Below are 19,467 nucleotides of genomic sequence, written 5' to 3' on the forward strand. Positions count from 1 at the left end.
TGATAGGCTGCTGGCGGGGAACCTGGTTTGCGACAACCCAAACCCTGGGTTGGCGCGCTTTATGATGGACAAGCATGCTCGGATATCTGCTTCGCCGCATCCTCGCCGCCGTCCCCGTGATGGGCGTGGTCGCGCTGTTTGTGTTTCTCCTGCTGCGACTGACGCCCGGCGATCCCGCCGCGATCCTGGCCGGCGACAATGCGACGCCCGAACAGCTCGAGCGCATCCGCACCTCGCTCGGCCTCAATGAGCCGTTGTACACCCAGTTCTTCACCTGGATCGGCAAGCTGCTGCATGGCGATCTCGGCGTATCCCTGATCTCGAACGTGCCGGTGCTGAAGATGATCAGCCAGCGCGTCGAACCGTCGATCTCGATCGCGCTGTCGACCATCATCCTCTCGATCCTGGTCGCCGTCCCGCTCGGCGTCATCGCGGCGTGGAAACACGGCACCTGGATCGACCGTTTCGTGATGGGATTGTCGGTGATCGGCTTTTCCGTCCCGGTGTTCGTGATCGGCTATGTGCTGATTCAGATATTTGCGATCGACCTGCACTGGGTGCCGGTGCAGGGTTTCAAGAGTATCTCGGCAGGCTTCGGTCCGTTCTTCGAGCGCATCATCCTGCCGACCTGTACGCTGTCCTTTATCTATGTCGCGCTGATTGCGCGCATGACCCGCGCCTCGATGCTCGACGTGCTCGGCGAGGATTATGTCCGCACCGCCCGCGCCAAGGGCATCAACGAGACCGGCGTGCTGCTGCGCCACGCGCTGCGCAATGCCGCCGTGCCCGTGATCACCGTGATCGGGACAGGCTTCGCGCTGTTGATCTCGGGCGTCGTCGTCACCGAGAGCGTATTCAACCTGCCGGGCATCGGCCGCCTCACCGTCGATGCCGTGTTGGCGCGCGACTATCCGGTCATCCAGGCGATGATCCTGCTGACGTCGGGCATCTATGTCGCCGTCAATCTTCTGATCGACCTCGCCTACACCCTGCTTGATCCCAGAATCCGCTACTGAGGCTTTAGATACTGATGGCGATCGAAACCCTCCCCGAACCGTCGATTCCGATTACGACGCCGTTCCGGCCAAAGCTCGGATTTCTGACGGCGACGCCGATCATCGCGGTCGCGACGATCTGTTTGGCGCTCGTCATCGCAGCGTCGGTTCTGGCGCCGTGGCTGTCGCCGCACGATCCTCAGTTGCTGGCACCTTCGCTGCGGCTGAAGCCGTCCAGTGCCCAGTTCCTGCTCGGCACCGACGGCTATGGCCGCGACGTGTTGTCGCGAATTCTCTATGGCGGGCGGATTTCGCTGCTGATCGGCCTTGGCGCCGCCGTGTTCTCGATCGGCATCGGGCTTGTGATCGGCCTCGTCTCCGGCTTCTTCAAATGGATCGATGCCGTGATGATGCGCGTGATGGACGGGTTGATGGCGATGCCGAGCATCCTGCTCGCCATTGCCGTGGTGTCGCTGTCAGGCGCGAGCCTGATGACGGTGCTGGTCGCCATCACCATTCCCGAAATCCCGCGCGTCGCGCGGCTGGTGCGCTCGGTCGTGCTGTCGGCGCGCGAGGAGCCCTATGTGGAGGCCGCGATATCGGTCGGCTCCAGCCTGCCCAAGATCATGTGGCGGCATCTGATGCCGAACACGATCGCACCATTGATCGTGCAAGGCACCTATGTGGCCGCGTCGGCCATTCTTACCGAGGCGATCCTGTCGTTCCTCGGCGCCGGCATCAATCCGGAGACGCCGACCTGGGGCAACATCATGGCCGAGGGACGCGCCTATTTTCAGATCAAGCCTTCGCTGATTTTCTGGCCGGGCCTGCTGCTGTCGATCGCGATCCTCAGCGTCAATCTGATCGGTGATGCCGCGCGCGACGCGCTCGATCCCCGCATGAAACAGCGGGAGAGCGGCAAGTGAATATGGTTGGCTCCTCGCAATGACGGCTGAGAGTTCCGATGACTAATATCGTTCTCGACATCGACAATCTCGTCGTCGGCCTCGGCAAGAAACCCGGCGGCAGCCGCATCATCGACGGCCTCTCGCTCAGGGTGAGCGAGGGCGAAACGCTGTGCCTGGTCGGCGAAAGCGGCTCGGGCAAATCCGTGACCTCGCTGACGGTAATGGGGCTGTTGCAGAAGGGTGCGCTGGCCCCCTCCGGCGGCAGCGTCAAGCTGGTCGGCGAACAGCTGCTTGGCGCCAGCGACCGGCGCTTGCGGCAATTGCGCGCCACCACGATGGCGATGATCTTTCAGGAGCCGATGACCGCGCTCAACCCGGTCGTTCCGGTCGGCCGCCAGATCGACGAGGTATTGCGCGTCCATACCGATCTCGATGCGCGGGCGCGGCGCCAGAAGATCCTGGCGATGATGGAACAGGTGCGGCTGCCCGAGGTCGAGCGCATCTTTACCTCCTACCCGCATCGGCTTTCCGGCGGCCAGCGCCAGCGCATCATGATCGCGATGGCACTGGTGCTGGAGCCGAAACTGTTGATCGCGGACGAGCCGACCACCGCGCTCGACGTCACGACGCAAAAGCAGATCCTGACCCTGATCCGCGACCTGCAACGCGAACACGGCACCGCGGTGCTGTTCATCACCCACGACATGGGGGTGGTCGCGGAGATCGCCGATCGGGTTGCGGTGATGCGCCACGGCCGGTTGGTCGAAACCGGTCAGCTCGACGCCATCCTGCGGGCGCCCACGATGGAATATACCCGCAGTCTGTTGTCTGCGGTGCCGAGCCTGGTGCCGCGCGCGCCGCGCGAGGAGACCACCGAACCGGTGGTGCTGGAAGCCAACGAGCTCGGCAAGGTCTATCGCGAGCGCTCCTTCTTCGGCAAGGCGCGCGAGGTCGCCGCCGCCAAGGACGTGACGCTCACCTTGCGCAAGGGCCGCACGCTCGGCATCGTCGGCGAAAGCGGCTCCGGCAAATCGACGGTGGCGCGCTGCATCGTCCGCCTGATCGACCCGACTTCCGGCGGCGTGCGCCTTGTCGGGCGCGAGATCTCCGACCTGTCGCGCCGGCTGTTGCAGCCGCACCGCAAGCGCATCCAGATCATCTTTCAGGATCCCTACCGCTCGCTCAATCCGCGCGTCACGATCGGCGAGACCATCGCCGAAGGCCCGATCAATTACGGCATGCCGCGCGCGGACGCGCTGGCGAAAGCGCGCGAGCTGCTCGAACTGGTCGATCTGCCGCCCGACGCGGTTTCGCGCTACCCGCACCAGTTCTCCGGCGGCCAGCGCCAGCGCATTGCGATTGCGCGCGCACTCGCGCTCGACCCCGACGTTCTGGTCGCGGATGAAGCGGTCTCTGCGCTCGACGTCTCCGTGCAGGCGCAGGTGCTCGAACTGCTCGATGAAATCCAGAACCGGCTCGGCATCGCGCTGTTGTTCATCACCCATGACCTGCGCGTCGCGGCGCAAATCTGCGACGATGTTGCCGTGATGCAGCATGGCCGCATCGTGGAACAGGGACCGGCCGCGCAAGTCCTGACCCATCCGCAGCAGGCCTATACCCGCGCGCTGCTCGATGCCGCACCCGGGCGCGGCTGGGATTTTGCCAATTTCCGGCCGGTGGCGGCGGTTGCAGCGGAGTGAGAAGCGCTCGCCGCTATCGCCGCCTGAACTAATCCCGACGCCCATGCGGCATGCAAAACGGGATTGCTTCACAGCTTGCGCTTCGCGCAATGACGGGGCTAACGTCGCGCGCACCTAACACAGGCTGAGACTTCATTGATGACCCGCATCGCCGTTGGCGGCTTTCTGCACGAAACCAACACTTTTGCGCCAACGAAGGCGACGTATGACGATTTCGTCCATGGTGGCGGCTGGCCGGCCATGGCGCACGGTCCCGATGTCGTCAAGGTCATGCGCAAGATCAATGTCGGACTGGCCGGGTTTGTCGAAGCCGCCGAGGCCAATGGCTGGGAACTGGTTCCGACCATCTCCTGCGGCGCCAGTCCCTCCGCCCATGTCGCGAAAGATGCCTATGAGCGCATCGTCGCGGAGATGGTCGGCGGCATCGCGGCGGCCGGCCCGCTGGATGCGGTCTATCTCGACCTGCACGGCGCGATGGTGACCGAGCACCTCGACGATGGCGAAGGCGAAATTCTCGCCCGCGTCCGCAAGGTAATCGGCAAGGAACTGCCGCTGGTCGTCAGTCTCGATTTGCACGCCAATGTGACGCCCGAAATGGTGGAACATGCGGATGCACTGATCGCCTATCGCACCTACCCGCACGTCGATATGGCCGACACCGGCCGCGCCTCGGCAAGGCATCTCGCGCTGATGCTGAAGACGAGGGCGCGCTTCGCAAAGGCCTTCCGGCAATTGCCTTTCCTGATTCCGATCAGCTGGCAATGCACCAACGATCAGCCGACCAAGGGCATTTACGAAAAACTGGCGGCACTGGAGAACGGCGCGGTGCCGACGCTGTCCTTTGCGCCCGGTTTTCCGGCCGCCGATTTCAGGGATTGCGGACCGAGCATATTCGCCTATGGCAAGACCCAGGCCGATGCCGATGCGGCTGCCGACAAACTGGTCGCACTGATCGAAGGCCATGAGGACGATTTCGATGGACGCATCTTTACGCCCGACGAGGGCGTGCTTCATGCGATGGAGCTGGCCAGGACCGCGAGCAAGCCGATCATCATCGCCGACACCCAGGACAATCCCGGCGCCGGCGGCGATTCCGACACCACCGGCATGCTCCGCGCGCTGGTCCGCAACAAGGCGACGCGCGCGGCGCACGGCGTGATCTACGATCCGCAATCGGCCAGAGCGGCGCATGCCGCGGGGGTCGGCGCGACGGTGACGCTGGCGCTCGGCGGCAAGTCCGGCATTCCCGGGGACGCGCCGTACAAGGACGCCTTCGTCGTCGAAAAGCTGTCAGACGGACAATTCGTGGCACCCGGTCCCTATTATGGCGGCCGCGACATGGACATGGGCCCATCGGCCTGCCTGCGGATCGGCGATGTCAGGGTGGTCGTGAGTTCGCACAAGGCGCAGCTCGCCGATCAGTCGATGTATCGCTATGTCGGCATCGAACCGACTGAGCAATCGATCCTGGTCAACAAAAGCTCGGTGCATTTCCGTGCCGATTTCGAACCGATCGCCGAACGGCTTTTGATCTGCGCCGCGCCGGGCGCGATGCCGGCCGATACCGCCTCGCTTCCCTGGACGCGGCTGCGTCCGGGCATCCGCATCAAGCCGAACGGCTCTCCCTTCGTTCCCACCGCCAAGTCAAGCTCAACCGGATAAACAGACATGCCCAATATCGACCGCATCGAAGGCTTTGCCGACGAACTCACCGCCATTCGCCGTGATCTGCACGCGCATCCCGAGATCGGTTTCGAGGAAGTGCGCACGTCGGGCATCGTCGCCGACAAGCTGAAGGGATGGGGCATCGAGGTGCATCGCGGTCTCGGCGGCACCGGCGTGGTCGGCGTGCTCAAGGGCAAAGGCAGTGGGGCTAAGCGCATCGGCCTGCGCGCCGACATGGACGCGCTGCCGATGGAGGAAAACACCAACCTGCGTTGGCGTTCGACCATTCCCGGCCGCTTCCATGGCTGCGGCCATGACGGCCACACCACCATGCTGCTCGGCACCGCGCGCTATCTCGCCGAGACCAGGAATTTCGACGGCACCGTGCATTTCATCTTCCAGCCCGCCGAAGAGGGCCTCGGCGGCGCCCGCGCCATGATCAAGGACGGGCTGTTCGATAAATTCCCCTGCGATGAGATCTACGGGCTGCACAACGCGCCCGACCTGAACCATGGCGAAATCGGGATCCTGCCCGGCCCAGCGATGGCCGGCGCCGACTTCTTCGACATCACCATCAACGGCTACGGCGCCCATGGCGCGATGCCGGAGCGTTCCAAGGATGCGGTGGTCATCGCCATGACGCTCGGCCAGGCGTTGCAGACCATCGTCAGCCGCAACGTCAGCCCGAACGAGCCGGCGGTGCTGTCGATCACGCAGATCCATGCCGGCTCGGCCTATAATGTCATTCCCGGCGAGGCGAAGCTCTGCGGCACCGTCCGCGCCTTTTCCGACGAGGTGCGCGCGCTGATCCGCGAGCGGATGCGCGCGATCTGCGCCGGCATCGCCGCGGCGTTCCAGGTCGAGATCGTGGCCGATATCCGCGATATCTTTAGCGTGCTGGTCAACCAGGAAGAGCAGTCCCGGGTCGTCGAGGCCGTGGCGCGCACCGTGGTCGACCCGGCGAACGTCATCACCCGAACGCAGCCGAAGATGGGCAGCGAGGATTTCGCCGACATGATGCAGCGGGTGCCCGGCGCCTATTTCTGGGTCGGCCATGACGGTTCGGTGCCCGTGCACAATCCCGGCTACGTGCTCGACGACAAGATCCTGCCGATCGGCGCCAGCATGTTCGCCCGCATCATCGAAAACCGTCTGCCGGCAGGTGCCCATGCATAAAATCAAAGCAGAGGAAGCTGTCACGTCGCTGCACGACCTTTCCGCCGTCGACCTGATCGCGGGCTATCGGGCCAAGCAGTTCTCGCCGTCGGAAGTGCTTGAAGAGGTGCTCGCGCATATCGCGGTGTGGGAGCCGCACATCAAGGCGCTCTACGCGTTCGATCCCGAGGGCGCCCGCGCCACTGCAAAAGCCTCGACCGAGCGCTGGCAGAAGGGCGAGCCGATGGGCACGCTCGATGGCGTGCCGGTCACGATCAAGGACAATATTGCGACCAAGGGCCAGCCGGTGCCGCTGGGCGCTGCCAGCGTGAAGCTGGTGCCGGCAGACCGGGATGCGCCGCCCGCCGCGCGGTTGCGCGAGGCAGGGGCTGTGATCTTCTCCAAGACCACGATGCCGGATTACGGCATGTTGTCGTCCGGCCTGTCGAGCTTCCATCCCCTCACCCGCAATCCCTGGGACGTCAGCAAGAATCCCGGCGGCTCCAGTTCCGGCGCGGGTGCTGCGGGTGCGGCCGGCTACGGCCCGCTGCATCTCGGCACCGATATCGGCGGCTCGGTGCGGCTGCCGGCCTGCTGGTGCGGCCTGGTGGCGCTGAAGCCGAGCCTCGGGCGCGTTCCGGTCGATCCACCTTATGTCGGCCGTGTCGCAGGACCGATGACCCGCATCGTCGACGATGCGGCGCTGATGATGAGTGTGCTGTCGCGGCCCGACCGCCGCGACGGCATGAGCCTGCCGGCGCATGAGATCAACTGGAAGGCGCTGGAAAAGTCGCCGCGCAAGCTGCGCATTGGCTTGATGCTCGATCCCGGCGTCGGCCAGCCGCTGGAGAAGGAAGTCCGCGACGTCGCCGTGAAGGCCGCCAAGGCCTTCGAGTCGGCGGGCGCCATCATTACCGAGGTCGATGGCATACTGACGCGCGAGATGCTCGACGGCCTCGACAATTTCTGGCGCGCGCGGATGTGGGACGATCTGTCCAGGCTCGCGCCGGAACAGCGCGCCAAGGCGCTGCCCTACATCTACCAATGGGCCGAGGCCGGCGCGAAGCTTTCGGGCGTCGACGTGATCCGGGGCTTCAACATGACGATGGCGATCCGGGCCGCGGCGGCAAAGCTGTTCTTCGATCTCGATTATGTCGTGTCGCCGGTGTCGCCGGTGGTGAATTTCCCCGCCGAATTCGCCGCCCCCATCAACGACCCCGCAAAGCCGTTCGAGCACATCTGCTACACCGTGCCCTGGAACATGTCCGAGAACCCGGCCGTCTCGATCAATGGCGGCTACGACAGACGCGGCTTTCCGATCGGCGTGCAGATCGTCGGCCGCCGTTTCGACGACCTTGGGGTGCTCGGCATGGCCAAGACGTTCGAAGGCCTGCGGGGCCCGCAGAAGCCGTGGCCATCGCCGCCGAAGAAGTGATCTCTCTCCGTCATTCCGGGATGCGCTGAAAGCGCAGGCCCGGAATCCATACTCACGATCGTGGTTATGGATTCCGGGCTCGTCGCTTCGCTCCGCCCCGGAATGACGACTTTGAAAATAAACGAACACACAGGAAGGAATCACCCCATGGCATATGAGACGATCAAGTACGAGGTCGCCGAGCAAATTCTCACCATCACGTTGAACCGGCCCGACAAGCTCAACGCCTTCAACGGCACCATGCAGCAGGAACTGATCGACGCCTTCGATGCGGCCGACAAGGACGACGACGTCCGCGCCATCATCGTCACCGGTGCCGGACGCGGCTTCTGCGCCGGCGCGGATCTCTCCTCCGGCGCCAACACGTTCGACCGCGACGCGCGGCGCGGGCCGGTGAAGCGGCTCGCCAGCGGCGCGGTCGATTACAGCGATCCCCAGGTGCGCGACGGCGGCGGCCAGGTGACGCTGCGCATCTTCAAATGCTTAAAGCCCGTGATCGCGGCGGTGAACGGACCGGCGGTCGGCATCGGCGTCACCATGCAGCTGGCGATGGATATCCGCATTGCCTCTGAAGCCGCGCGCTTCGGCTTCGTGTTCTCCCAGCGCGGCATCGTGCCGGAGGCGGCATCGAGCTGGTTCCTGCCGCGCCTCGTCGGCATCTCGCAAGCGCTGGAATGGTGCTATACCGGCCGGGTCTTCCCGGCGCAGGAGGCGCTGGCCGGCCGTCTCGTCAGCAAGGTGGTGCCGCCGGATGATTTGCTGCCGACCGCGCGTGCGCTGGCCAGGGAGATCGCCGCCAAGACCGCGCCGGTCTCGGTGGCGCTGATCCGTCAGATGATGTGGCGGATGCTGGGCGCTGACGATCCGATGGAAGCGCACAAAATCGACAGCCGCGGCATCTACGCCCGCGGCCGCTCCGAGGACGTCAGGGAGGGCGTGGTGTCGTTTTTGGAAAAGCGCCCGGCCGAGTTCAAGAACAAGGTTTCGTCAGACATGCCGGACTATTTCCCGTGGTGGGAAGAGCGCGGGTATAAGTGACGGCGAAGCCGTCATTCCGGGGCGATGCAAAGCATCGAACTACGCTGCGCTATTGCGCAGCTGAGAATCTCGAGATTCCGGATCTGGTCCTTCGGACCATCCCGGAATGACGGCTACGAAGTCACCGCATCATCAGCGCCACCCGCCCGATCGCCTTGCGCTCCAGCAACAGCCGCATCGCTTTCGCGTAATCCTCCAGCGGCAGGCGGTGCGAAACGTTGGGCCGGACTTTCCCCGCTTCCGCCCATTCCGTCAGCGCCTTGATCCGCACCTCCCCGAGTGCCGGATTTTTCCGCACGGCTTCGCCGGCGCGGACGCCGAGCACGCTGGCGCCCTTGATCATCAACAGATTGGTGCGCGCCAGCCCGATGCCGCCGGTGAAACCGATGATCAGGAGCCGCGCGCCCCAGTTGATGCAGCGCATCGAGTTTTCGAACACCTCGCCGCCGACGGGATCGAACACCACATCCGCACCGCGCCCGTCGGTGATGCGCTTGACGGCGTCGCGGAACGGCTCGCGGTCGTACCGCACGAGATGAGCGGCGCCCCGCGCTTTGGCGACCGCGAGCTTTTCGTCGGATGACGCCGTCGCGATCACAATAGCGCCCAGCATCTTGCCGATCTCGACCGCGGCTAAGCCCACGCCGCCGCCGGCGCCGTGCACCAGCAGCACTTCGCCCGGCCTGAGCTGGCCGCGGTCGATCAGGGCGTGATACGCGGTGCCGTGGCCAGCCAGAAACGTCGCGCCCTCGGCGTAGTCGAAGGTCGACGGCAGCGGCGTGAGCTGCGACGGCGTGACGACGGCCTCGTCGGCATAGGCGCCGTGTCGCATCTTGACGATGACCTTGTCGCCGACAGTGACGCCCTTCGCGTCATTTACCTCGACCACGTCGCCGGCGGCCTCCACGCCCGGCGTGAACGGCAATGGCGGCTTGAGCTGATATTCGCCCGCGACCATCAGGATATCGGGAAAGTTGATCCCGGCGGCATGGATGGCCACGCGCGCCTGCCCCCGCGCCAGCGGTACTGCGGTAAAGGTTTCCAGGCGCAAGCTCTCGGGCGGGCCGAGCTCGCGGCAGACGACGGCCTTCGGCATCAGGCGGCCTGCTCTTTGCGGCGCGCCAGCGCCTCGCAAATCAGCGGCATGCGGTCATTGCCGAAATACATGTCAGTCTTGTCGACGTAGATGGTCGGCGAGCCAAAACCGCCGCGCGCCATCACTTCATCAGTGTTCGCCTTGAGCTGGTCCTTGATCGCCTGCCCGCCAATCCCGGCGAAGAATTTTTGGGGATCGACGCCGACGCGCTGGCAAACTTCCGTCAGCACCGCGTCCTGCGAGATATCCTTGTCCTCGCCCCAATAGATCTCGAACACGGCGCGCGCGAACGGGACCAGCTTTCCTTCCGGCGCGAGATGAATGCATCCGCGCATCGCCTTGACGCTGTTCACCGGAAACACGGTCGGCCGCATCTTGATCGCTAGCCCAGCGGAGCGCGCCCAGTCCGCCATGTCCTTTTTCTGGTAGTTCAGCTTCGCCGGCACCGGCGTTTCGCGCGTGGCATAGACGCTGGGATTGATGGTGTTGAAGATGCCGCCGACCAGGATCGGCCGCCAGGTAATCTCGGCGCCGAACTCCTTGGCCAGCGGCTGGATGTTGTGGAAGGCGAGATAGGTCCAGGGACTGGAGCAGTCGAAGAAGAATTCGATCATTGGGGTTTCCTTTTGTTTGGCTTTTGCTCTTTGCGATTCTCGTCATTCCGGGGCGCGCGCAGCGCGAGCTTTGATGTGCAATTGCACATCAGAGAATCCATACTCCCGATCGTGGTTATGGATTCCGGGCCCGCGCCAAGTGGCGCGTCCCGGAATGACGAGCCGTTATTTTTGCTTCGCCATCTCCTTCGCCCGTTGCCCGAACATATTCTTCCGCGCCTCCTTGTCGAACGGCTCCTTGACGAACTTCCCGATTGCCAGCCCGGCCTGCACCTGTGGCCGGGCGCGGACCTCGGCGTACCAGCGCTTGATGTTCGGATAACTGTCCAGCGTAAAGCCCTGCGCCTTGTGCGTCATGGTCCAGGGGAAGCAGGCGATGTCGGCGATCGAGTAATCGCCGGCGACGTAAGCGCCGGTTTTGCCCAATTGCGTATCGAGCACCCGGTACAGCCGCGCCGCCTCGTCGCGGTAGCGCTCGATCGCGTAGGGGATTTTTTCCGCCGCATAGAGCGCGAAATGGCCGTGCTGGCCCAGCATCGGACCGAGCCCGCCCATCTGCCACATCACCCATTGCACGACCTGCGAGCGCCCGCGCATGTCCTTTGGCAGGAACCGGCCGGTCTTCTCGGCGAGGTAAATCAGGATCGCGCCAGTCTCGAACACCGAAAATGGTTCGCCGCCATCGGCGGGCGCGCGATCCACGATCGCCGGGATGCGATTATTCGGGCTGATGGCCAGAAATTCCGGCCGAAATTGCTCGCCGGCACGGATGTTGACCGGGATGACCTGATAGGGAAGCCCGAGTTCCTCCAGCATGATCGAGATTTTCCAGCCGTTGGGCGTCGGCGCGTAATACAGGTCGATCATGGCTCCCCTTGCTGCCGCGCCGGGACCGGCTCGAGGCCCGGCGACGGCGACTTTTGTTGTTCTGTACCTCGATCATAAGACATGGCAGACAGGCGCTCAATCAGAACCGACCGGGAGGCCAAAATGCTGTTTCCAACCACGATCGCCGGCTCCTTGCCGAAGCCGGAATGGCTGGCCGAACCCAACACGCTCTGGGCGCCTTGGAAGTCCACAGGCTCCGAGCTGGCCCGCGCCAAGCGCGATGCCACCATGCTGGCGGTCAAGCTGCAGGAAGACGCCGGCGTCGATATCGTCACCGAGGGCGAACAGGCCCGCCAGCACTTTGTGCATGGCTTTCTGGAAAAGATCGAAGGCATCGATTTCGCCCACAAGGTCGAGATGGGCATCCGCAAGGATCGCTACAAGGCGATGGTGCCGCAGGTGGTCGCCCCCCTGACGCTGAAGGGCCGCGTCCATGCCGACGAGGCTCGAATCGCCCGCACCCACACCACGCACAAGCTGAAATTCACCCTGCCCGGCCCGATGACCATCATCGATACCATCGCCGACAAATATTACGGCGACCGGGTCAAGATGGCGTTCGCCTTTGCCGAATTGCTCAACGAGGAAGCCAGGGCGTTGCAGGCCGACGGCGTCGACATGATCCAGTTCGATGAGCCCGCCTTCAACGTCTATATGGACGAAGTCTCGGACTGGGGCATCAAGGCGCTGGAGCGCGCCGCGGAAGGGCTGACCTGCGCCACCGCCGTGCACATCTGCTACGGCTACGGCATCAAGGCCAATACCGACTGGAAACAAACGCTGGGCGCCGAGTGGCGGCAGTACGAAGATATCTTTCCGGCAATTGCGAAGAGCCCGATCCAGCAGGTCGCGATCGAATGCCGCAATTCGCACGTCCCGCTCGATCTGCTCGCGCTGCTGCCCGGCAAGATCGTGCAGGCCGGCGTGATCGACGTCGCCAGCGACACGGTTGAGACCGCGGAAGACGTCGTCAAGGTGATCGACGCGGTGTCCAAATTCGTGCCGAAGAGCAACATCGTCGCGACCACGAATTGCGGCATGGCGCCGATGCGCCGGGATATCGCGGAAGCCAAGCTGATGGCGCTGGGTGCCGGCGCCAAGCTGGCGCGCGAACGGTTGGGATGATTTCTGTCTCGGCGTCACCTGCTGCTCGCTGACATGCTCTCGCGGCGCATCGCGCCCCGCACCCCGCTGTCATCGCCCGGCTTGACCGGGCGATCCAGTACGCCGCGGCTTCTCGGTTCTATCGCCGACGTCTCTGGGATACTGGATCGTCCGCCGGAGCCTGTCATCGGGCGGCCATTCGGCCGACCCGTTGGCGGACGATGACAATTGAGGGTGTGGCGCCTGCGTCCATCAAACATACCTCGGCATTCTCGCGGCACGTTTCGCCCGAGTTGTGCAAATCGTTCCGCCCAAAGAAGAGGGCACAGGGAACGCCGGGTGCTTGCCGCACCCGCGGTCTCGCGTGCAAAGTGCACAGCGAAAACGCACACGAGCATACAGGTACAGTCGGAGCATTCCGGCATTCCCCGCGCAATGGCTTTACCTCTCCCCGGCGACGAATTCCTCTTGTCACCGTCATCGGCGGATTAACGGGGTGTCCGCACCCGGTTGGGCCGACACGCCTCCGCAAATTTAGCACCAGCAACGGGTGCCAGGACCACGCGGTTTTGCCGTACGCTTTGGCGTCGCTCGTCTGGCGTCATCACGATCGCTCACGGGAATCCGCCCTGCAATCGATCTTCACACACGACGCCGCCGCGTCCACCGCATCCCGTCCTAACGTTCATGACGATGGCCAACGCCCCTCTTCCCGGGACAGGACGGCGCAGCTTATAGTTTTGATTTGCCCGACGAGCGAAGCGGAATATTTTTGCAAGGCAGACTGGACAGGGCAAATCACGTTGATCCGGCTGAACAAATCGACGTTTTGCCGTACCAACCGGACCTGCAGGATCAATCTGACGATGTCCGTTGATCAGGGTAGACCGGAAGTGGCTGGTCCAAGGTCAAAGTGACGCGAATGACCCAACTGAGACATTGGGCCTCATTCCGTTTGTGGGCCGGATGTGATCCATACAGTGGCTGCGACATATCGGATAAAGAAACGCGGCAGTACCCGTGACCGACATTACGGGAGCCTCTTGGCGGCGTGCTTCGAAATGGGCCTCCTCGCCCGATAGTCTTCACATCGAGATGCTGTGAGGCCAATGGGAGGTAACCATGAAGAAGTCCCTGCTCGCACTGTTACTGTTGGGCTTCGCTGCTGGTTTTTCGATTCAGTTCCCCGCGCGAGTGTTCGCTGAAGCCGCCGAGAATGTCCAGGTTGCGATGCAACTCCTCAAGTCGAAGGCTTCGACGCTGGGTACGCCCACTGTCAACGGGCAAGAGGAAGTCGTCGGGAAGATCGTCCCCGCCTTACATTTTGGTGCGACCAAGATGAATAACAACTTCGTGCTGGTCGACGAGGTGCAGAAGGAAGCCGGTGGGACGGCCACTATCTTTGTCAAGAGCGGCGACGAGTTCGTTCGTGTGGCAACCAATGTCAAGAAGGATGACGGGTCGCGGGCAATAGGCACCATTCTCGACCCAAAGGGTAAAGCCATCACGGCTATTTTGAAGGGCGAAAGGTATTACGGAGAGGCCGATATCCCAGGGAAGCCTTACGTAACCGGCTATGAACCAATCCGCGATGCAAGCGGCAACGTCATCGGCGTCTATTACGTCGGATACTTGAAGAACTAGCCGAGTCACAGTTTGCATGACCGCTAAGGCGCGGAGTTTGCTGCCCGGAGCGGTCCCGCACCTTCTGTTTATGGCCTCGTTGTTGAATGGAACGGGAGCTAACAATGGCTATTGATTTGACCTCTGCTTCAATTGCGCTGTTGCAAGCAGGCCCTCGGGTGCCTCGGCGGCAGTTTTTCTGTGACGAGGTTGGACGACGAGAATTTCTCTGCGGCGGCGGTGCCAGTATCTTGAGTGGGATGCTTGCTACGCTCCTCGCAGGCTCGAAGCCGGTGAGGGCCGCGGCCGTCACTGGATCATTGCCTGAGCTTGACCGCGTCGCGGTTCGGATAGTGATCGATAGCTATCAGTTTGCTGTCGCTCCGAGCAGGAAACTGCCCAACCTTGATGTCCAGCACTTTGGCTGGGGCCTCAGCGAGAAGCCGCCACGCAGAACGCTGGTCAGCGAATTCGGTCTTGCGATGCATGTCGAGTCGCAACGCGGCAACGAGGCGCGCAATATCCTGGTTGATTTCGGTTTCACGCCGGAAGCCCTTCTCAACAACATGAATCTGCTTGGTGTTGATCCCGCGGCCGTCGACGCGCTTGTGCTGAGCCACGGGCACCAGGACCACTTTGGCGGTCTCGTTGGTTTCTTGCAGGCGCACAGTGGCAAGCTAAAGCCCAAGCTCCCGTTGTTTGTCGGTGGCGAAGGATGCTTTTGCGCACGCGAGTGGACTGGCCTGCCGGTGCGCGGCAGCTTCGGCGTTATCGACCGCAAAGCGCTCGAAGAAGCCGACATCGCCGTCACCTACACGGAGCGACCAGCGTTGGTCGTCGATCACGCCGTGACGACAGGGCAGATCGGCCAGAAGAGCTTCGAGAAAGTGCTGTCACCGAGTGCAATGACCGTCGGCTTCCACCGGGGCGTCGGCTGTTATCCCGAGCGCCTCAGCGAGGCGGAACGCAGTGCGCCGGTCGTCCCGGATCAATTTCAGCACGAGATCGCGACGGCATTCAATCTGAAAGGACGCGGGCTTGTCGTGCTGACTTCGTGCAGCCATCGCGGCGTGGTCAATGCGATCAGGCAGGCTCAAGCCGCCTCCGGCGTGGAAAAAATTCATGCGGTGATCGGGGGCTTCCATCTCGCGCCCTATCAAGAGGAATACGTTCGAGATACGGTCAAGGCACTCCAGGAACTCGATCCGACTTACGTGGTTCCGCTGCATTGTACGGGCGAACCTTTTTACGAAATCGCGCGCGCTGCGATGCCGACGAAGCTCATACGCTCGTACACGGGAACTCGCTTGGTTTTCGAGGCGTGAGCAGAGCCTCAACGTTTATGTCCGTTGCTGGCACTTTTCGGACCTCGCGCGATGCTCGGCTTGAGTCCGGAATACGCTCCAGAACGGACGTCCGCCGACGCTTTTCAATTTATTCGGTTTAGGCCCTGGCTCATCGTCTCTGCGGGCGACCATGCGTTCCCGCTTCCGCTTGGTAGATTGTGCTCGCTGACTACCCTGTCGCTATGGACTCGCGCTCGGATGCAGCACCGGCCGATACCCTGCCCCGAGTGCCCGCAATGTCGATGGCGGCGTCAGCAGCATCGCATGCTCGATCGCGCACTCCACCTCGCGATAGCCGGCCGGTGACCATTGCAGCGCCCTTCCCTGCACGATCAGATAACTCTCGTCTCCCGCCTCCACCATCGCCCCCTCAGGCAATTGCCTCACCGGCATTGGCAGCGGATGCAGCCGCTTCCTGCCGCGATCCAGCCGCTCCCGATGCAGCACGGCGTCGATGTCGCGTGCGAGAACCTTTGCAACACCGTTGCCTTGCTCCCATGCCGCGCGAAAGCGGTTGGCGTCGTCGCGGCGGCAGAAGAAGCAGGGGCGGTGTCCGGCTGCGAACGCGGTTGCCTCGTCGAGGAAGAACAGTTCGGTCCAGCTGCGGCCGCCCATCACCTTGCGTCGCCATCCCCTGAATTCGCAGACGCAGGTAATCCACGCCGGGGTGGACCAGCGCTTGTTCAGTAGCGTCTTGGTCGCGGGGTCATGGATGATGCCGCGATTGCCGGTGAACAGGCCGCGATGTGGGGTGGCGATGATGTCGCCTGAGGGAGTGACCCGGTTTTGCAGCGGCATCTTACTTCTCCTTCTCCCCGCGTGCGGGGAGAAGGTCGGGATGAGGGGGAATCTCCGCGCACTCGGACTCGCAGATAGCCCCCCTCACCCGAAGCCTACGGCTTCGACCTCTCCCCGCACGCGGGGCGAGGTAAGAGAAAATCACGCCGCGCTGTCGCCGCGGATCGGGGGCTGGAATGACAACGCGGTATCCCAGGGAAAGAAGATCCAGGTGTCCTGCGACACTTCGGTGATGAAGGTGTCGACCAGCGGCCGGCCTTTTGGCTTGGCGTAGACGGTGGCGAAATGCGCGTCCGGCATCATGTCGCGGACCAACCGTCCGGTCTTGCCGGTATCGACGAGATCGTCGACGATCAGCAGGCCCTTGCCGGTGCCGCCGCCGAGCGCCGCGGTATCGGCCGAGATTCCCTTCAGCACCTTCAAATCGCCCTGCTTAGTGTGGTCGTAGCTGGCGATGCAGACGGTATCGATGATGCGCACGCCGAGTTCGCGCGCGACGATCGCCGCCGGCACGAGGCCACCGCGGGTGATGGCAATGACCGCATGAAACGGTCCGACCTCGTTGAGCCGCCAGGTCAGCGCCCGGCAATCCCGGTGAAACTGGTCCCATGAGACCGGGAAAGCCTTGCCCGCCCGCTCCTCCGCGCTCAGTTCCGGAGCATCTGCCGCCATCATCTTCTCCTGCATTTTTAGAACCCCGTCGCCGTCCCCGTTACCGGGTAACGTTCAATCCCGCCAGCATCTCCTTCACCGCCGCCATCGCGGCGGCAAGCTTTTCGGGATCGCGCGAGCGGACGACGAGATTGGTGTTCGGCTTCTTGTCTTCGTCCTGGAACGGATAGCTGCCGATGATGGTGTCGGGATGCGCATTGGCGATTTCCCGCAAAGGCCCGCCGATGTCGCCTTCCCGCGCATTGGCGCGGACCGATTCCGACAGCATCCGAACTCCCGACTTCAGCCGGGGCGCGACGATATCCATCATCGCCTGCATGATCGAGGGGATGCCTGCCATGACGATGACATTGCCGAGCTTGAAGCCGGGCGCGAGAATAGTCGCGCTCTGGATCAGCTCGGCACCGTCGGGAACGCGGGCCATGCGCAGCCGCGCCTCGTTCAAATCCTGTTCGGTCCAGCGCTCGCGAAACCGCGCCACCACTTCGGGGTGATGGTCGATGCCGACGCCGAACGCTTTGGCGACGCTGTCGGCGGTGATGTCGTCATGGGTCGGCCCGATACCGCCGGTGGTAAAGACGTAATTGTAGCGATGCCGCAGCGCATCAAGGGCGGCGATGATGTCGGCCTCGTCGTCGGCGACGACGCGGACTTCCTTGAGGTCGATCCCGATATTGGTCAGATATTCGGCGATAAAACCGATGTTCTTGTCCTTGGTCCGGCCGGACAGGATCTCGTCACCGATGACCAGAATTCCCGCCGTGACGATCTCACTCATAGTCACTTTTCCTCACCCTTTGCGCGCGACCTTGCCGGGCCAACGCCTTGAAGTCACGGGGTTTTGCTGCCGAAACAAGCACCCAGCAGCCGGTTTTTCAGGCAGCGCCGCAAAACACCCATAGCAAATGCCCTTGGCCAATGCATATCCCGCTGGCCCGGGCCTTGCTACCATCCCGTTAAGTCATGCACTGTGTCGTATGGCGTCCAAGGGCAGTCGGGATTTATGGCAGTTGCGTTCGATGAGATGAACGGCCTCGGCGGTGACCTCCGCTCGGCCTACCAGGAGCTCTCCCGCTGGCTGAAGGAGACGCCGCCGGACGCGCTCGAATATCGCCGCCAGGAAGCGGAGCTGCTGTTCCGCCGGATCGGCATCACCTTCGCGGTCTATGGCGATGCCGAAGCCCAGGAGCGGCTGATCCCGTTCGACGTGATCCCAAGGATCCTGTCGGCGAAGGAATGGACCCTGCTCGAGAAGGGTCTGAAGCAGCGGGTGCGCGCGCTCAACATGTTCCTGCGCGACATCTACCACGGCCGCGATATCCTTCGCGCCAATATCATCCCGGAAGACCTGATCTTCCAGAACCCGGTGTTCCGGCCGGAGATGAACGGCCAGAACGTACCGCACGACGTCTATGTCCACATCGCCGGCATCGACATCATCCGGGTCGACGCCGACAATTTCATCGTGCTGGAGGACAATGCGCGGACGCCGTCCGGCGTGTCCTACATGCTGGAAAACCGCGAAATCATGATGCGGCTGTTTCCGGACCTGTTCGCCCGCCACCGCGTCGCACCGGTGGAAAAATATCCCGACGAATTGCTGGCGGCGTTGCGGTCGGTGGCGCCGCTCAGCGCCTCGGCCGAGTCGACGGTGGCGCTGATGACGCCCGGCGTCTACAATTCCGCCTATTACGAGCACTCGTTTTTGGCCGACAAGCTCGGCATCGAGCTGGTCGAGGGCCGCGACCTCATCGTCAAGAACGACGAGGTGTTCATGCGGACCACCGAAGGCCTCAAACGGGTCGACGTGATCTATCGCCGGGTCGATGACGACTTCCTCGATCCCCTGACCTTCCGCCCGGATTCCGCGCTCGGCGTGCCCGGACTGATGTCGGCCTATGCGGCCGGCAATATCACGCTCGCCAATGCGGTCGGCACCGGCATCGCCGACGACAAGGCGATCTATTCCTACATGCCGGACGTCGTGAAATTCTATCTCGGCGAAGAACCGATCCTGAAGAACGTGCAGACCTTTCGCTGCCGCGAGCCGCAGGACCTCGCTTATGTGCTCGACAATCTAAGCGAACTCGTGGTCAAGGAAGTGCACGGCTCGGGCGGCTACGGCATGCTGATCGGGCCGGCCGCCACCAAGGCGACGATCGAGGCGTTCCGCGATAAATTGAAGCGCGAGCCGGAAGGGTTCATCGCCCAGCCGACGCTGGCGCTGTCGACCTGCCCGACCTGCACCGCGTCGGGCCTCGCGCCGCGCCATGTCGACCTTCGTCCGTTCGTCCTGACCGGCAGCAACCACGTCACCATCGTGCCGGGCGGGCTGACCCGCGTGGCGCTGAAGGAAGGCTCATTGGTGGTCAATTCCAGCCAGGGCGGCGGCACCAAGGACACCTGGATTCTGGACGAATAGAGAGCAAG

Annotated in this window: 17 protein-coding genes; 11 read left to right on the forward strand and 6 right to left on the reverse strand. The window is 63.3% G+C overall.

Annotation, left to right across the window (positions count from 1 at the left end; genetic code table 11):
- Nucleotides 1-74: 74 nt before the first annotated feature.
- The 7 genes from NL528_RS29585 (at nucleotide 75) to NL528_RS29615 (ending at nucleotide 8,896) form a co-directional block, all read left to right on the forward strand.
- Nucleotides 75-1,016, forward strand: coding sequence for an ABC transporter permease (locus NL528_RS29585; RefSeq protein WP_074275140.1), 942 nt, complete (start codon nucleotides 75-77; stop codon nucleotides 1,014-1,016).
- Nucleotides 1,017-1,030: 14 nt separating this feature from the next.
- Nucleotides 1,031-1,921 carry an ABC transporter permease gene (locus NL528_RS29590; protein ID WP_309177907.1) on the forward strand — a complete coding sequence of 297 codons (891 nt, stop codon included), beginning with the start codon at nucleotides 1,031-1,033 and terminating at the stop codon, nucleotides 1,919-1,921.
- A gap of 38 nt (nucleotides 1,922-1,959) precedes the next feature.
- Nucleotides 1,960-3,603 carry an ABC transporter ATP-binding protein gene (locus NL528_RS29595; RefSeq protein ID WP_309177908.1) on the forward strand — a complete coding sequence of 548 codons (1,644 nt, stop codon included), beginning with the start codon at nucleotides 1,960-1,962 and terminating at the stop codon, nucleotides 3,601-3,603.
- Between the two features lie 138 nt (nucleotides 3,604-3,741).
- On the forward strand, nucleotides 3,742-5,265 hold the full coding sequence (locus tag NL528_RS29600; protein ID WP_309177909.1) for a M81 family metallopeptidase: 1,524 nt from the start codon (nucleotides 3,742-3,744) through the stop codon (nucleotides 5,263-5,265).
- A 6-nt stretch (nucleotides 5,266-5,271) separates the two neighbouring features.
- Nucleotides 5,272-6,444 (forward strand): M20 aminoacylase family protein, encoded by a 1,173-nt coding sequence (locus tag NL528_RS29605; RefSeq protein WP_309177910.1) that lies wholly within the window; start codon nucleotides 5,272-5,274, stop codon nucleotides 6,442-6,444.
- Complete coding sequence (locus NL528_RS29610) at nucleotides 6,437-7,858, forward strand: amidase (protein WP_309177911.1); 1,422 nt, start codon at nucleotides 6,437-6,439, stop codon at nucleotides 7,856-7,858. Before NL528_RS29605 ends, NL528_RS29610 begins: the two co-directional genes overlap by 8 nt.
- Before the next feature lie 147 nt (nucleotides 7,859-8,005).
- Nucleotides 8,006-8,896, forward strand: coding sequence for a crotonase/enoyl-CoA hydratase family protein (locus NL528_RS29615; RefSeq protein ID WP_309177912.1), 891 nt, complete (start codon nucleotides 8,006-8,008; stop codon nucleotides 8,894-8,896).
- A gap of 121 nt (nucleotides 8,897-9,017) precedes the next feature.
- On the opposite strand, the gene NL528_RS29620 is transcribed toward NL528_RS29615, so the two are convergent.
- From NL528_RS29620 to NL528_RS29630, 3 genes are all read right to left on the reverse strand, one after another.
- A complete protein-coding gene (locus NL528_RS29620) occupies nucleotides 9,018-9,992 on the reverse strand; it encodes an NADPH:quinone oxidoreductase family protein (RefSeq protein WP_309177913.1) in 975 nt (324 codons plus the stop codon).
- Entirely contained in the window at nucleotides 9,992-10,606 is a 615-nt protein-coding gene (locus NL528_RS29625) for a 2-hydroxychromene-2-carboxylate isomerase (RefSeq protein ID WP_309177914.1), read from the reverse strand. Before NL528_RS29625 ends, NL528_RS29620 begins: the two co-directional genes overlap by 1 nt.
- Before the next feature lie 165 nt (nucleotides 10,607-10,771).
- A complete protein-coding gene (locus tag NL528_RS29630) occupies nucleotides 10,772-11,473 on the reverse strand; it encodes a glutathione S-transferase N-terminal domain-containing protein (RefSeq protein WP_309177915.1) in 702 nt (233 codons plus the stop codon).
- A 123-nt stretch (nucleotides 11,474-11,596) separates the two neighbouring features.
- Here NL528_RS29630 and NL528_RS29635 point away from each other — a divergent pair, with 123 nt between their 5' ends.
- The 3 genes from NL528_RS29635 to NL528_RS29645 all read left to right on the forward strand — a co-directional run bounded on the left by NL528_RS29635 (nucleotide 11,597) and on the right by NL528_RS29645 (nucleotide 15,546).
- Nucleotides 11,597-12,619: a methionine synthase gene (locus NL528_RS29635; protein ID WP_309177916.1), complete on the forward strand. Its 1,023-nt coding sequence runs from the start codon at nucleotides 11,597-11,599 to the stop codon at nucleotides 12,617-12,619.
- Nucleotides 12,620-13,720: 1,101 nt separating this feature from the next.
- Nucleotides 13,721-14,242 carry a Cache 3/Cache 2 fusion domain-containing protein gene (locus NL528_RS29640; protein ID WP_309177917.1) on the forward strand — a complete coding sequence of 174 codons (522 nt, stop codon included), beginning with the start codon at nucleotides 13,721-13,723 and terminating at the stop codon, nucleotides 14,240-14,242.
- Between the two features lie 104 nt (nucleotides 14,243-14,346).
- On the forward strand, nucleotides 14,347-15,546 hold the full coding sequence (locus NL528_RS29645) for an MBL fold metallo-hydrolase (RefSeq protein ID WP_309177918.1): 1,200 nt from the start codon (nucleotides 14,347-14,349) through the stop codon (nucleotides 15,544-15,546).
- A gap of 201 nt (nucleotides 15,547-15,747) precedes the next feature.
- On the opposite strand, the gene NL528_RS29650 is transcribed toward NL528_RS29645, so the two are convergent.
- From NL528_RS29650 to NL528_RS29660, 3 genes are all read right to left on the reverse strand, one after another.
- Complete coding sequence (locus NL528_RS29650; RefSeq protein WP_309177919.1) at nucleotides 15,748-16,365, reverse strand: hypothetical protein; 618 nt, start codon at nucleotides 16,363-16,365, stop codon at nucleotides 15,748-15,750.
- 141 nt (nucleotides 16,366-16,506) lie between these two features.
- Nucleotides 16,507-17,037: a xanthine phosphoribosyltransferase gene (gpt, locus tag NL528_RS29655; protein WP_074278386.1), complete on the reverse strand. Its 531-nt coding sequence runs from the start codon at nucleotides 17,035-17,037 to the stop codon at nucleotides 16,507-16,509.
- Nucleotides 17,038-17,077: 40 nt separating this feature from the next.
- Nucleotides 17,078-17,815, reverse strand: coding sequence for a molybdopterin-binding protein (locus tag NL528_RS29660; RefSeq protein WP_074275069.1), 738 nt, complete (start codon nucleotides 17,813-17,815; stop codon nucleotides 17,078-17,080).
- Nucleotides 17,816-18,040: 225 nt separating this feature from the next.
- Between NL528_RS29660 and NL528_RS29665 the strand changes: the two genes are divergently transcribed.
- Nucleotides 18,041-19,459 carry a circularly permuted type 2 ATP-grasp protein gene (locus NL528_RS29665; RefSeq protein ID WP_309177920.1) on the forward strand — a complete coding sequence of 473 codons (1,419 nt, stop codon included), beginning with the start codon at nucleotides 18,041-18,043 and terminating at the stop codon, nucleotides 19,457-19,459.
- The last annotated feature ends 8 nt before the right edge of the window (nucleotides 19,460-19,467 follow it).

The organism is Bradyrhizobium sp. Ash2021, from assembly GCF_031202265.1.
GTDB lineage: Bacteria > Pseudomonadota > Alphaproteobacteria > Rhizobiales > Xanthobacteraceae > Bradyrhizobium.